The 12,543-nt window shown below is 52.9% G+C and carries 13 protein-coding genes; 7 read left to right on the forward strand and 6 right to left on the reverse strand.

What is annotated here, in order from left to right:
• Window positions 1-91: 91 nt before the first annotated feature.
• Window positions 92-1,408, reverse strand: coding sequence for a branched-chain amino acid transport system II carrier protein (gene brnQ / locus JUF13_RS10020; RefSeq protein WP_373301405.1), 1,317 nt, complete (start codon window positions 1,406-1,408; stop codon window positions 92-94).
• Window positions 1,409-1,519: 111 nt separating this feature from the next.
• On the reverse strand, window positions 1,520-2,167 hold the full coding sequence (locus tag JUF13_RS10025) for an NAD(P)-dependent oxidoreductase (RefSeq protein WP_203639571.1): 648 nt from the start codon (window positions 2,165-2,167) through the stop codon (window positions 1,520-1,522).
• A gap of 108 nt (window positions 2,168-2,275) precedes the next feature.
• Between JUF13_RS10025 and JUF13_RS10030 the strand changes: the two genes are divergently transcribed.
• Complete coding sequence (locus JUF13_RS10030; protein ID WP_125764894.1) at window positions 2,276-2,833, forward strand: GNAT family N-acetyltransferase; 558 nt, start codon at window positions 2,276-2,278, stop codon at window positions 2,831-2,833.
• 119 nt (window positions 2,834-2,952) lie between these two features.
• On the opposite strand, the gene JUF13_RS10035 is transcribed toward JUF13_RS10030, so the two are convergent.
• Entirely contained in the window at window positions 2,953-3,465 is a 513-nt protein-coding gene (locus JUF13_RS10035) for an acyl-CoA thioesterase (RefSeq protein ID WP_203639614.1), read from the reverse strand.
• 263 nt (window positions 3,466-3,728) lie between these two features.
• On the opposite strand from JUF13_RS10035, the gene JUF13_RS10040 reads away from it, so the two are divergent.
• Window positions 3,729-4,970: a condensation domain-containing protein gene (locus tag JUF13_RS10040; RefSeq protein WP_203639572.1), complete on the forward strand. Its 1,242-nt coding sequence runs from the start codon at window positions 3,729-3,731 to the stop codon at window positions 4,968-4,970.
• 922 nt (window positions 4,971-5,892) lie between these two features.
• Here JUF13_RS10040 and JUF13_RS10045 read toward each other — a convergent pair.
• Window positions 5,893-7,089, reverse strand: a complete 1,197-nt coding sequence (locus JUF13_RS10045; protein ID WP_225893654.1) for a multidrug effflux MFS transporter — start codon at window positions 7,087-7,089, stop codon at window positions 5,893-5,895.
• A 353-nt stretch (window positions 7,090-7,442) separates the two neighbouring features.
• Here JUF13_RS10045 and lepB point away from each other — a divergent pair, with 353 nt between their 5' ends.
• The 5 genes from lepB (at window position 7,443) to JUF13_RS10070 (ending at window position 11,359) form a co-directional block, all read left to right on the forward strand.
• Complete coding sequence (gene lepB / locus JUF13_RS10050; RefSeq protein ID WP_125764890.1) at window positions 7,443-8,036, forward strand: signal peptidase I; 594 nt, start codon at window positions 7,443-7,445, stop codon at window positions 8,034-8,036.
• 174 nt (window positions 8,037-8,210) lie between these two features.
• Window positions 8,211-8,669 carry a MarR family winged helix-turn-helix transcriptional regulator gene (locus JUF13_RS10055; protein ID WP_203639573.1) on the forward strand — a complete coding sequence of 153 codons (459 nt, stop codon included), beginning with the start codon at window positions 8,211-8,213 and terminating at the stop codon, window positions 8,667-8,669.
• A gap of 176 nt (window positions 8,670-8,845) precedes the next feature.
• Entirely contained in the window at window positions 8,846-10,177 is a 1,332-nt protein-coding gene (locus JUF13_RS10060) for a C1 family peptidase (protein WP_203639574.1), read from the forward strand.
• Window positions 10,178-10,351: 174 nt separating this feature from the next.
• Window positions 10,352-10,990 carry an HAD family hydrolase gene (locus tag JUF13_RS10065; RefSeq protein ID WP_203639575.1) on the forward strand — a complete coding sequence of 213 codons (639 nt, stop codon included), beginning with the start codon at window positions 10,352-10,354 and terminating at the stop codon, window positions 10,988-10,990.
• Between the two features lie 102 nt (window positions 10,991-11,092).
• On the forward strand, window positions 11,093-11,359 hold the full coding sequence (locus JUF13_RS10070; protein ID WP_203639576.1) for a type II toxin-antitoxin system Phd/YefM family antitoxin: 267 nt from the start codon (window positions 11,093-11,095) through the stop codon (window positions 11,357-11,359).
• A 547-nt stretch (window positions 11,360-11,906) separates the two neighbouring features.
• On the opposite strand, the gene JUF13_RS10075 is transcribed toward JUF13_RS10070, so the two are convergent.
• Together JUF13_RS10075 and JUF13_RS10080 are read right to left on the reverse strand one after the other, a co-directional pair.
• On the reverse strand, window positions 11,907-12,266 hold the full coding sequence (locus tag JUF13_RS10075; protein WP_203639577.1) for a hypothetical protein: 360 nt from the start codon (window positions 12,264-12,266) through the stop codon (window positions 11,907-11,909).
• Window positions 12,267-12,335: 69 nt separating this feature from the next.
• On the reverse strand, window positions 12,336-12,506 hold the full coding sequence (locus JUF13_RS10080; protein WP_203639578.1) for a hypothetical protein: 171 nt from the start codon (window positions 12,504-12,506) through the stop codon (window positions 12,336-12,338).
• Between the last annotated feature and the right edge of the window lie 37 nt (window positions 12,507-12,543).

Consider the following 12,543-nt stretch of genomic DNA (forward strand, 5'->3'; position numbering starts at 1 on the left):
CACAGGTCTTCAAGAACATGCATCCGGTTATGCTTACGCCTTACTGTCCTGTGTTGCACTTGATTTGACAATTGGGGCGATAATTTTTTCGTTAATTGGCGCGGCGGTCAAAGAGTCGGCTCATTAGCCAACCGAGGACACACCCAATCATTGCGGGAACCACCCAGCTAAACCCTTGTGTGGCCAGGGGGAGGCGGTTATTTAACGCCAGAATCCCTTGGGCCCAGCCGGCCCGTTGCCAGGCGGCAGGCAGCGCGGCCACAGCGGAGAAAATCGCCGGAATCAGGGTGAAGAGCATCCCCAGGCCAAAGAGCCAGCGGCTGGTGCCCAGAATCGGTGAGCACACGGCCAGGATGATCAAGACGATGGCCAGTGGATAGAGGAACATCAGGACCGGCGTCGAATAGCTGATCAGCTTGGTCAGGCCAATGTTGGCAAATAAACAGGGAAGCGCCGCGGCGAAGATGGTCAGGCCCACGTAGGATAGCCGGGGGAACAGGCCGTGGAGCGTGTCCCCAAAGGCCGAGATCAAGCCAATCGCCGTCTTCAGGCAGGCAATGATGACGATCAGTGCCAGTAGGAGATTCCCGAACGTGCCGAAGTAGTAATCGGCAATCTGGGCGAGGGTGATGCCCCCATTTTCCGCTGCGACAAACTGGCCGAGACTCATGGTCCCCATCAGAGCTAGCAGCGAGTAGATGATTCCCATGAGGACGACGCAGATGATGCCGGCCTTGATAACGTCCTTGGCAATCTGGCCGGGCTCGGTCACGCCCAGTTGGCGAATGCTATCGATGACGACGATGCCAAATGCCAGGGAGGCCAGGGCATCTAACGTGTTGTAGCCCTCCGTGAAGCCGGTCGCTAGGGGACTGGCCACGTACGCTCCGCGCGCCGCAGCGTGAAAGCCGCCCATGGGTTTGATGAAGGCTGCGAGCATCAGGAGGCCCAACAGTACCAGAAAGGTTGGCGTGAGCCATTTGCCAATGTAGACCATTAGCTTGCCGGGATTCCGGGCCAGGGCCCAGGCAACCAGGAAGAAGAGTACGGAGAAAATCGCCAACACCCAGCCCTGTTGCGCGGGATGGACGAACGGCGCCAGACCAATCTGAAAGGAGGTCGTGGCGAGTCGGGGTAGCGCAAAGAACGGGCCTACAGTAAGGTACAGCAGGATGGTGAAGGTGTAGGCAAACGGCCGGTTGACCTTGGTCGCCAGGTCGAAGACGCCCTCACTACGGGTCAGCCCAATGCCGGCGACCCCCAGGAGCGGCAAGCCAATCCCCGTGAGCAGGAGGCCGACGATGGCCGCCCCCACGTGACTACCAGCCTGTTGGCCTAGAAAGACGGGGAAAATTAAGTTGCCGGCACCGAAGAACAGCCCGAATAGCATCATGCCGATGAACAACATTTCCCGCCAATTTAATTTTGTTTTCAAAGTAATCGCAACTTTCTATGTCAGAGTTTTACCGCAGACTAGCATACCAAAAAACGCCGCCAGATGATATGGCGGCGTAGCGGTTTAGTTATCTGCCACCGTAAAACGGGTCTGGTGGTGTTGGGGATTTTCGATTTCATCTAAGATGGCAACGGCCATGGTGCCGGCACTAGTCCCAGATTCGCCTTGGTCGTTGGCCAACAGCTCGTCGGTGCCTAATTTAGCTGCTGTGGCCTCACCGGGATGGAAGTTGGCGGCAGGGGAGACGCCAAACCAGTTCACGTTGTCGACGTCGCGTAAGAAAGTTAATTCCTTCAACTGGTTCTGGGGAACACTAATGAAGCTAGCGGCCTCAGGTGCCTGTTCTAAGTCGTGCACGAACAGGTGGTGGTCGTCGCCGGTCAACAGGCTACCTGCGCCTAAGATGAAGGCTAAGCGGGGCGTCGTGGTTTCTCGTAACTGACTGACCAGATGAGTGGCCAGGTCCACGTGTAGGTAAGCCTGAGCGGGGGCAGTCGCAAACGCATCAACCACCACGTCACTGGCGGTGAGGTCAGCGGTCGTCAGTTGAAAGGCGTCTTGCGTGCGCGTCGTTAGGTTGGCATTGGCGGGAAGTTTCGCTAATTTTTCTTCTGAGCGAGCCAAGGCCGTGACACTGTGACCACGCTTTAAGGCTTCGGCAACAATGGCGGAGCCGGCCATCCCGGTGGCACCAATAACAGTAATTTTCATAGATGAGAATCCTCCTTTTTTCGTTGCGTTCAGTATAGGCTAGTTGACTGGTAGCGACAACGATTTTAACCTGTGGTAGAGTAAAAGAAAACAGAGGGGGTCACGACCATGAAGGACGTGGTACAAGGTAGCTTGGTACACTTAACAGAAATGCGGGACGGGGATGCCGAATGGCTTCAGGATACGCAGTGGGAGCCCGGTCTCCTGCGCAATCTGTCGGCGGACGCCTTTCACCCGTTTACGGCGGCGGAATACAGTGAACTGGCCGCGGAACCCGACAACAATGAGCGCTTCTTTTTCATGGTGCGGGCCAATGCCGACGACGGCTTGTTGGGCTGGGTCATGTTAGATGATGTGTATTTCAAAAATCGGCGGGCAACGTTAGGTATCGCACTGCCGGTCGCCAGTGATCGCGGTCAGGGGTTCGGCGAAGATACGCTGAACACGGTGTTAGCCTTTGCGTTCAACGAGTTAGGCTTGCACAAGGTCACACTGGAGGTCAATGCCAACAACGTGCCGGCAATCCACGCCTATCAGGCGGTCGGCTTCGTGCGCGAAGGCATCAATCGCGAGGGCGTCTACCAGGATGGCCGCTGGCTGGACCTGTATTCGTACGGGATCCTCGCCAGTGAGTGGCAGGATGTTTCACGTGAAACAGAAGAATAGGCATTGAAAAATGGTCGACAGTCCTGGGATTACGGGGATGTCGACCATTTGTTTTGTGGTTAGAATAGGGCTGAATGCTAGACAGAGGGCTTAACCAAGATGTTTCACGTGGAACATGGTTAGATTGGCCACGGGGACTCGATGGAGACGTGGGCGTTCAAGTCCGTCTGCTCACTCCGCCGTTCCTTCCGTTGGGCATTGCGCTTTGCATAGCCGTCGCAGATGTAGCGTTGTTCATCAGTCACGGGCGTCATTGGTGGTAGTGGGTTGGTGGATGTCGGATCCTCAATCACGTAGGTGATGAAGCAGGTAAAGCCAACGAAGCGTTTGCCAGTCGTCAGGTTCTCGCCGATAATCTTCACGAAGACCTCTAGCGAACGAGTCCCCGTACCACTAACATAGGCTTCCAGGCACATGGAGTCGTCCAAATGGAATGGCTTGAGGAAGCTGACGTGGTCAAAGGAAGCGGTCACGACGGTCTTGTGGGTGAGACGAACAGCCGCCACGGAAGCGCTATCATCTACCAGCGACAAAATTTTACCGCCAAAGACGGATTCGTGTTCGTTTAAATCTGGTTGGAAGACCCGGTGGCTGGTCACGATGAGCGTGGCATTGCAGGAAACGGGCGTCATTGCATTAGTCAAATTGATTCACCTCATTAATAGAATAACCCTTTGGCTGGGACCCGGCGAGCGGAGCCGGTGCTCGTGGTTTGTGGTTGACCGCCCAGTCAAATGGCGTTGCACTTCCTCCATTCTAACAGAGTGGGCTGTAAACGGCGATAGGGGCCGCAAGTTACAGCTTTATTAATTTTTATCAATATCTATGTGAAATAAGCGAATGATGTCGGTCGGCTTGCTATACTGAACGTAAATTAGTAAGGAGGGGTGTTTTCATGATCTATCATGGTGAACCGTTGGACTTGATGCCAACGCTGGATTTGGCGGAAACGTACCCGTTACTCGAGTGCACACTGAGCCTGACGCACCCCATTGACGTTGCGCGGCTAAAGACGGCCGTTGCAACCACCCAAACAGTGGTCCCCCAAGTGTTGGGCCGCTATAACTTACGCTGGAACCGCTTTGAAGATGCGGCGGATTCCCTGGACCAAGTGATTGAAGAAATCCCGGCGATTCACGACCCGGGGCGGGGCAACCTGGACGTTTTGACCGGGCCCCAATTAAAAATTCAGGTCATTCACCATCCGGCTTACGACGCCCTGCGCCTGTCAATGAGCCGCCTGCTAACGGATGGCGAGGGCTTCAAGCATTACCTGTATCTGTTGGCCGCGGCCTACGATGGCGAGGACCTGGCCAACTTTACCAATGAGCGCAGCGTGCACAAGATTTTAGCCCACCTGCGCCATCCCCATCGGGCGCTACCAACGCTGAATGGCAACTCGGATGAGACCTTTCCGAGCCTTCAAGGCGACGTGCACCATCACCGTGGCGAGGCGACCATTCCCCGGGTAGTGAGTCGGCGGCTACGGCAACGGACCCAGACGGAAAATGTGACGATGAATGCCATGCTCCTGTCGGCGTACGCGCTGTCACTCTTTGCCTTGACCGGTGAAAAACGGCTAGTTATTCCCTATCAAGTTGATTTGCGGCTACACGGGCCAGTGGCGGCTTCTAACGTGGTTCAGGTCGCCAACCTGACCAGTGAAATGCCCATCCCGATTACGGTTGAAGATGGCGATCGGCTGGGGGACGTAATCCAACACACGCAAGCGACCATCAGTCGGCTACGTGATGAGTTGGCCTACTTGCCACCGTTAGTCGAGTTGAATCGCATGAGTCGGGCGCTACCGCCACAATTGGTGCGGCGGTTAGCCGAGAAGCACCGGCCCCAAGCGGCGATTTCGTTTGCCAACTTCGGCCATATTGACCACACGCGCTTGGACTTTGGCGGCGTGGCGGTCACGCAGATTTACTTTGCCGGGGCCTACCGCACGATGCCGCATTTCCAGCTGACCGTGAGTGTGTACCACGACGCCTGGACGCTGGCTTTCCGCATGTTGGGGTCCGAACCGGACTATCAATTAGGCATTAAAATTTTAAAGAACGTCGTTGCCCAGCTGACCCAGTGGGCACGTGAAGAGGTGCCGGACAACTGCCGGCTAGCTGATGAAGGCTAGTGAGCGGTTAAACAGGCACGAAAAAGGGACTGTGACGGTTGTCACAGCCCCTTTTGTCAATCCAATTAAGGTGAGTGCCGCTAGTAACGCCACGTCCTTTGGGGGGAGTGCGATTCGTTAACTGGCGTGATCTGCATTTTTAGTGGACGGCCTTAATACGTTGTTTCACTTGCAGTGTAGCATAGGTCGCTGGTTGGCTGGTGGCGGGCGACTTGGATGTGACCCAGAGTGACCGAAGTGGCTAAAAAACGCCCACAGTTAACCTAATCACCTAACCAACGCTGGTGAAAATGAGTCGGAGCGCGGTGACAGTCGTTCCCGGCGGCGGATTCAAAGTGCCCTGCTGTGGGGCCGGTTACAGCCTTAGGGGCGGGCTTTCACCTCGACTTTGAGCCGAAGGGCGGTCTCAAAGGTCGTCCCGTGCTCTAAGTAGAGAAAATCTCTCTACTAAGACCACCGACACAGCTGGTCGCTTTGATCCGCCTCTGGTCACTGACACTGCGTAACCCAACTCAGTTTGACTAGTTTTGCGGCTGATATTGGTTTCGTTTCATGTTTTGGCGGTTAGCTTACTGTTGGCGTGTGTGTGGCGGCGGTAGGGCCTAGGTTGGGATTAACGGTCGACATTTAAAAAGGGCTCAACCGTAAATTTGGTTGGGCCCTTCGTATCAATTGTGTGGTTAGTTGTCATATGATTGTTGGGAATTTTTAGTATGGGATTGTGGGTGTTAACGTCGATTCGAGCTAAATTGCACTAGCTAAATCAACGTTAGTGACCAGAGGTGGGCCAAGGTCCCCAGCCTAGTCCACGGGGCAACCTTTGAGACCGTTTCTCAGGCTCAAAGGTGAGGTGGAAGCCCGTTTCTTAGGCTGGAACCGACCCCACAGCAGGGGACTTTGAGCCCACCGCCGGGAACGAATGTTATTTAGCCACCGCAGTTTTGGCTTGGTAGCGGACCAGGCCCAGGGCGCCCACATTGCAGACCAGTAGCATGGTGGCCATGGCGGCATAGGAGCTACCGGACAGGCCGACCAGTGGGGATGCCAGACCACCGCAGGCATTTTGCGCCAGACCGATGACGGCTGAAGCCCCGCCGGCGTTGCTGGTGGCTTGGTCCATGATGATGGTGACCGTCAGTGTGAGCAGTGCCCCAATCAGGATGACCAGCGCCAAGACGAGCGCGCTGACGACCCAGACGTTGGCTGGGAATAGGAGCGTCACCAGTAGGACGGCGCTGACGCCGGCCGCTAACGTCAAGAGACTCGTGACCTGTTGGCGGTTGGTGAAGCGACTGGCGAGTTGGCCGGGTAAGTTACTCCCGACCACGATGCCCAGGCCATTGAAGGCGTAGAGTAGGCTAAACGTTTGGGGTGCCAGGCCAAAACCCGTTTGGAAGACGAAGGTCGAGGCGGAAATGTAGCTGAAGAGTCCGCCGTAGACCAGTCCCGTGGCCAGAATCAACGGCCAGAAAGCGGGTTGGACTACCAATTTCCCCATGGTTGCCAAGGAAGCGGTGAAACCGCCCGTTTGCCGTTGGTCAACCGGTAATGATTCGTGGAGGCCAAACGCCACGGCCAAGGCAATCACCCAACCGATGATGGCCAGCAGGATGAAGATGGCTTGCCAGTCGACGTAGTGGATCATGAAGCCCCCAATAATGGGTGCGATGATGGGGAAGACCCCGTTGACGGTATTCAGTAGCGCGTAGAAGCGCGTCAATTTTTTACCGGAAAATAGGTCCCGTGCCACGGCTCGAGCCAACACCTGACCGGTTGCACCCGCCAATCCCTGAATGAACCGCAGGATGATCAGGAGCGTGATCGAATGAATGAAGGCCATAGCCAAGGAAACCAGGCCGAAGATCACAAATCCCAGCACCAGCGGCTTGTGACGGCCATACTGGTCGGAGAGGGGTCCAGCAATTAATTGGCCCAGCGCCAGCCCAATCAGGCAGGCCGTGATGCTCAATTGCATCAGTGAGGCGCTGGTGGCAAATTGAATTTTCATTTGGGGGAGGGCCGGTAAGTAAAGGTCAATGGCCAGGGGTCCGGTCGCACTCACGGTCCCCAGGAGCAGCGTCAGCCAAATTTGACGACGTCGAGAAAGCGTAGGATTCAAAAACAGTCAGCCCTTTCATAAATAATAGAATAATTAGCGCTAGAAACACTACTGGACCGCTACTCTGCCGGGCAGAATGGCGGTCCAGAACATCATTTGTTGACGTAAGTTCGTTTCCTTATTATTGCTGGAAACGGGTAAATTTGCAAGCGGCATTTGAAAAATATTCGGGTTGTTAGCCCCCTTCAGCCAACAAAAACGTTACACGCGGATTAAATTACGGGAAAACGTGGGACTTTCAGTCAGTAAATGGTAAGATGATACTTGACCCTCACTGATAGAAAAAGTTTTCCTAAGGGCAGTCGGGGTGTATGATAAAAATATATTAATATCTGAAAATAAGGAGCTCAATCATGAAAGCATTAAAGGAAGTCATGAGTTGGATTATCCCTGTGATTATTGGGTTAGCCATCGCATTTGCGATTAAATCGTTCGTCTTCACCCGGGTGCGGGTCGACGGGCCATCCATGGAACCGAACCTCCAAAACAACGAAAAGGTTTTTGCTTGGAAACAGGCTAGCGTCAAGCATCTGAGCGTCATCGTCTTTGATGCCCATGGTGAGGATCCTTCCGCTAAGCCCAACACCAACTACGTGAAGCGGGTCATTGGCCTGCCTGGCGATACGGTGACGAGCAAGAACGGGTACATTTACGTGAACAAGAAGAAGGTCGACCAGGGCTTCATTTCCACCAGCGAACGGACTGCTGGGACCGGGAACTGGACGCTGGCTAGCCTGCAAAAGACGCAGAAGTGGAACGATGGCAAGAAAATCACCACGGTCGTCCCTAAGGGCAAGTACTTCGTGCTGGGGGACCACCGGAGCGTTTCTAACGACAGTCGGTACTGGGGCTTCGTCGATAAGGACAAGGTCTTAGGGGTCGTTAAGGTGCCATTCTGGACGTCTAGCAAGACGCGCCGGGCCAATGTGAATAGCTTAGCTTACTAGTTAAAATGCAAGCGTGGAACCCATTACTGGGACCACGCTTTTTTACTGTCCTCAGACGGCATAGTGGCCGCTGTCCTTCGGGTTCCACGAAGGTGGGGAAGCGGCGTGTTTGCTTGACAATCGCGATAATTTAGTATATGCTTGCGCACGTAATTTTAGAGAAGGAGGCGGCTTATGGTCACCAGTAGCAATGATCCCGACATTTTAAAGTGGTTGTCGATTGCCAACCGTTATACGCGTATCGCGCTTGACCGGCGCCTCCAACCGTACCGGTTAAACGCCAGCATGTATTACTATATTTTACGGATTCACGAACAACCGCGCTTGACGCAGGATAAGTTGATCAGCTTAACTTACTTGAATCCCAGCAACGTGACTCGGGCAGTCAATCAGTTGGTCAACCTGGGCTACGTCCGTAAGCGTCAGTCCAAGGCGGACAAGCGCGTTTACGAGCTGTCGTTGACCAAGCGGGGCGAAGCGCTGTATCCCGATATTGTTAAATTGCGGCAGGAAGTGGCCGACAGCTTGCTCGCGGACGTACCGGCCGACCAGCATGATGCGTTGGTGGCTCAGATTCGGCAGTTGGCGTTGCGGGCCGTGGGTAACGAGACTGGGCCGGCTGATCAGGCATAGTGGCGGTTAGAAACATACATAGGGTGATTGACGTGGTTAGGCGAGTGGGTCTGGCCACGTTTTTTCGTGCCAAAAATTAATTGCCTTTCTAAAGCGAAAGGGCTAGAATGAATCTATGTAAATTATGAGATTTTCATGAGAGTTCTCATGAAGTCATCGCGAGAGGAGTTCGTTCTATGCCAGAAACCAAGACCAATCATGAATTAACCGCTGCTGAGACGGCGGATTTACGTGCTGATTTACAAAAACAACCCGCCCACAACGTTGTGAGTCGGGCCGTCATCAAAAACGGGGTCCTCGCAGCATCTGAAGATCCCCAAGCCGCCGTGCGTTTGAACCGCACGTTCTCCGTGGAATTACCAACGGGGAAGGTTTCCAACCAGAAGCATTCCGGCCGTTGCTGGCTGTTTGCCACGTTGAACACGATTCGCCATCAATTCGCGGCGAAATACGACGTAAAGGACTTTGAATTGTCCCAAAGCTACCTGTTCTTCTGGGACCGCGTGGAACGGGCCAACATGTTCTTCGACAACATTTTACGCACGGCCGACCAGCCACTCGATGACCGCGAAGTCGCTTACTACTTGGGCCATCCCGACAATGATGGTGGTCAGTGGGCTATGGGGGCGGCACTCGTGCAGAAGTATGGGGTCGTGCCGGTGAGTGCCATGCCAGAATCATTTAACAGCAATGATACGACCGGTATCGGCGCCGCGTTGAATCTGAAATTGCGTAAGGATGCGCTGGCACTGCGCCAATTAGTCGCGGACGGGGCAGACGAGGACGCCATTGCGGAAACGCGCGCCCAAGCCATGAAGGAAGTTTACCGGATGGCCGCCTACGCCTTTGGCGAACCACCAACCACGTTTGACCTAGAATTCAAAGACGACAAGCAAAAGATCCACCGGGCCGAAGGGTTAACGCCACAAGGTTTCTTCCACGATTACTTTGATATCGACCTCGATGACTATGTCGTGATTGCCAATTCGCCAGATAAGGCGTTTAATCAACACTACAGCCTGCCAAGCCAGGACAACATCGTGGGTGGCAAGCACATCAGCTTCCTCAACTTACCATTGGCCGACATGAAGCAAGCTGCAATCGCCCAACTTCAGAGTGGTGAATCGGTCTGGTTCGGGAACGATGTCCTGCAACAAATGAGTCGGGAACGCGGCTTCTTAGACAGCCACTTGTTCCAAGTCAGCGACCTATTTGGCGTTGACCTGAGCTTGACCAAGGCCCAACGGCTCGCTACGGGTGAGGCCAGTGTGTCTCACGCCATGACGCTGACCGGGGTCAACCTGGTTAATGACGAACCCAACCGCTGGAAGGTTGAAAACAGTTGGGGCGAGAAGAACGGCGACAAGGGGTACTTTGTCATGACCGACGACTGGATGGATGATTTCGTCTACGAAGTGGTCGTCCACAAGCGCTTCTTAACGCCAGAACAACAAGCCGTCTTAGCCACGACACCACAGGCTTTGGCTCCTTGGGATTCTTTATCATAAACGTTAAAATCAGTCGGTCATCTTGGCGGCTGATTTTTTAGTGTCGCGAATGTTTCACATGAAACATTGGGCATCAGCGTTTTTCAAAAAGATAGGCGTTAACGCTAGCCAGTAGGCCCCCGCAACGCGTAAAATAAGAGAGACGTTGGCAAGATAAATTGATGAGGTGATCTGATGCACAATTTTTTGTTTGATTTTGATAGTACGCTGGCCGATACCCGTGACGTGGCCGTGCTGGCAACCCAGCAGGCATATGCCGCTAAGGGCCTGACGCAACCCAGTCGTGAGGCGGTCGTGAGCTACATGGGCGTACCGATTGAGGTGTCCTTTGCGAAAATGGCGACGGAAACGCTTAGCGAGCCGGAACTGGCCGAACTCTACACGGAATTTCGCGCCCAGTATCACGAGGCTGAAAAGCTCGGCATCACCTTATTTGATGGGATTGCGGACACGCTAACGGCCTTAAAGCAGCGGGGAGACCATTTATACGTGGTTTCCAGCAAGCACTCGGTGCCGCTGCAACGCAACCTTGACCAACTTGGCCTGGGCCAAACCTTTGAGGCCATTAGTGGCTCTGACACGGTGAGCCATTACAAACCAGCACCCGATGGCATCTTAAGCTTGCTGGACCGCTTTGACTTGGCCGCCGATGAGAGTGTCATGATCGGGGATGCCAAGTACGACATGCAAATGGGAAACAACGCCGGTGTCGCCACCGCCGCGGCCATGTGGGGTGCCGCCGACCCAGCCTCGGTGAAGGCTGAAAAGCCGACGTACTTGTTAAGTACCCCGGCGGAATTATTAACGATTTAATGTTGGGTGGGAACGTTCGTCAGTGATGGTTGGACGTTCCTTTTTTTGACGGATTAAAGGAAGATAAAGTACTCGTACAATTGTATAAAAGGGGTGATTGTAGTGAAAGCAACGACCTATTCAGGGTTCCGTAAAAATTTGAAAGCTTATTTGGATCAAGCAACATTGGATTTTGAACCGGTGACGGTTACTCGTAAAAATGCGCCTAATGCTGTTGTAATCTCAGAGGTAACCTACAATAATCTTGTGGAAAATCAATTTTTAACCAACGATTCAACAAATTACGAATGGATTTTACAAGGAATTCAACAAATCAAAGATGGAAAGTTGCGTAGTCATGATTTAGCCAAGCCGAAACTGATGAAATAACACTGCATATAGCAGCTTGTTGTGGGCATTATAAATAGGATTACTTACCAGCCCAGCCATAGTTAACGCTAATGCTGAGCTTTTTTGTAAGTAGAGTATTATCGGATTAAAAAAACCGTCCCTGGTTAGAGGACGGTCAGGCCACATACTTGGTTAGGGTAAGTGGATCATTTTATTGATAAATAAAATGAAAAAAGGTTGGTTAATAGGTTTTTATTGGTATGCTTGTATCCTAACTGGTAATTGTGAAGAAAGTGTGAAGGAAATTCAGTTCGTAGTAATGTAATCTATTAGATATTACTAAACAGCTGGTGCAATAGGGGTGTTTTGGGGATTGAAAGGGGGTTGGATTACTTTTATCTAATAGTTTACACACTGTTTTTATGTGATTTCGCAGAATTTGACGTTACTTATTTGCTTAAAATGTGGAAAACTAATTGTATTTATAATACTAAGCATATGTTACATTTTAATAAAATTTTGCTAAGAAGCCCAAAAATCACTTCCTGCCCGTGAGCTGGAAGTGATTTTAAGTTAGGTCTTTGAATTAGCCCATGTGGTGATGGCAATGGCCCATGGGTGCGTGTTCAGGGGCGTCATCCGCTAGCATTTGGGGCTTGCCGCTTGGATGATGGTGACAGTGACCGCCTTTGCCACAGCATTTGCCGTGTTGACAGCCGCCACCTAACTGGAGTTGCTTGGTTTGTTCACGTTCAATTTGGAGTTGTTTCTTGAGTTGGCGATTCTTCCAGAAGCCGTGCAGCATGGTGGTGACCGGGATGATCTCTAAAGAAATCACTGCAGGAACCAGCCAAGGGTTTTCGGAAATCAGTGTGCTGAAGCGTTCACGGTGTTCCTTGAATTCTGCGGGGTCCATAGTGTCCATGATAAACTTGTGTTTCAACATCAGTATCACACTCCTTTGGCCCTATCATACCCCAAAGAGAAAGCGCTGTCAGCCATTCTCTGCGATGGGTTAACGGCGGTTACGCCAGAGGCTGATCAGGTGGAAAATTCCCAGGACCACAGCGATTCCTAGCACGCCCGTTTCTAGGAGGACGATGGCAGGAAGGTGCCGGTGTCGTTGATAGACCAAGACGCCGCCCACGACCAGAATTGCCCCAATCCAGGGGCCCAATTTTTTCATAAAAGTTTCCTCCAAACAAAAAACGGCTCTGCCAGCG

It is taken from the genome of Levilactobacillus wangkuiensis (genome assembly GCF_016861605.1).
In the GTDB taxonomy this organism is placed as follows: domain Bacteria; phylum Bacillota; class Bacilli; order Lactobacillales; family Lactobacillaceae; genus Levilactobacillus; species Levilactobacillus wangkuiensis.

Excerpts from the sequence above, each read along its gene's own strand:
- brnQ (WP_373301405.1), bottom strand. The coding sequence starts at position 1,408 with ATGTTGTTCATCGGCATGATGCTATTCGGGCTGTTCTTCGGTGCCGGC.
- JUF13_RS10025 (WP_203639571.1), bottom strand. The coding sequence starts at position 2,167 with ATGAAAATTACTGTTATTGGTGCCACCGGGATGGCCGGCTCCGCCATT.
- JUF13_RS10030 (WP_125764894.1), top strand. The coding sequence starts at position 2,276 with ATGAAGGACGTGGTACAAGGTAGCTTGGTACACTTAACAGAAATGCGG.
- JUF13_RS10035 (WP_203639614.1), bottom strand. The coding sequence starts at position 3,465 with ATGACGCCCGTTTCCTGCAATGCCACGCTCATCGTGACCAGCCACCGG.
- JUF13_RS10040 (WP_203639572.1), top strand. The coding sequence starts at position 3,729 with ATGATCTATCATGGTGAACCGTTGGACTTGATGCCAACGCTGGATTTG.
- lepB (WP_125764890.1), top strand. The coding sequence starts at position 7,443 with ATGAAAGCATTAAAGGAAGTCATGAGTTGGATTATCCCTGTGATTATT.
- JUF13_RS10055 (WP_203639573.1), top strand. The coding sequence starts at position 8,211 with ATGGTCACCAGTAGCAATGATCCCGACATTTTAAAGTGGTTGTCGATT.
- JUF13_RS10060 (WP_203639574.1), top strand. The coding sequence starts at position 8,846 with ATGCCAGAAACCAAGACCAATCATGAATTAACCGCTGCTGAGACGGCG.
- JUF13_RS10065 (WP_203639575.1), top strand. The coding sequence starts at position 10,352 with ATGCACAATTTTTTGTTTGATTTTGATAGTACGCTGGCCGATACCCGT.
- JUF13_RS10075 (WP_203639577.1), bottom strand. The coding sequence starts at position 12,266 with ATGTTGAAACACAAGTTTATCATGGACACTATGGACCCCGCAGAATTC.
- JUF13_RS10080 (WP_203639578.1), bottom strand. The coding sequence starts at position 12,506 with ATGAAAAAATTGGGCCCCTGGATTGGGGCAATTCTGGTCGTGGGCGGC.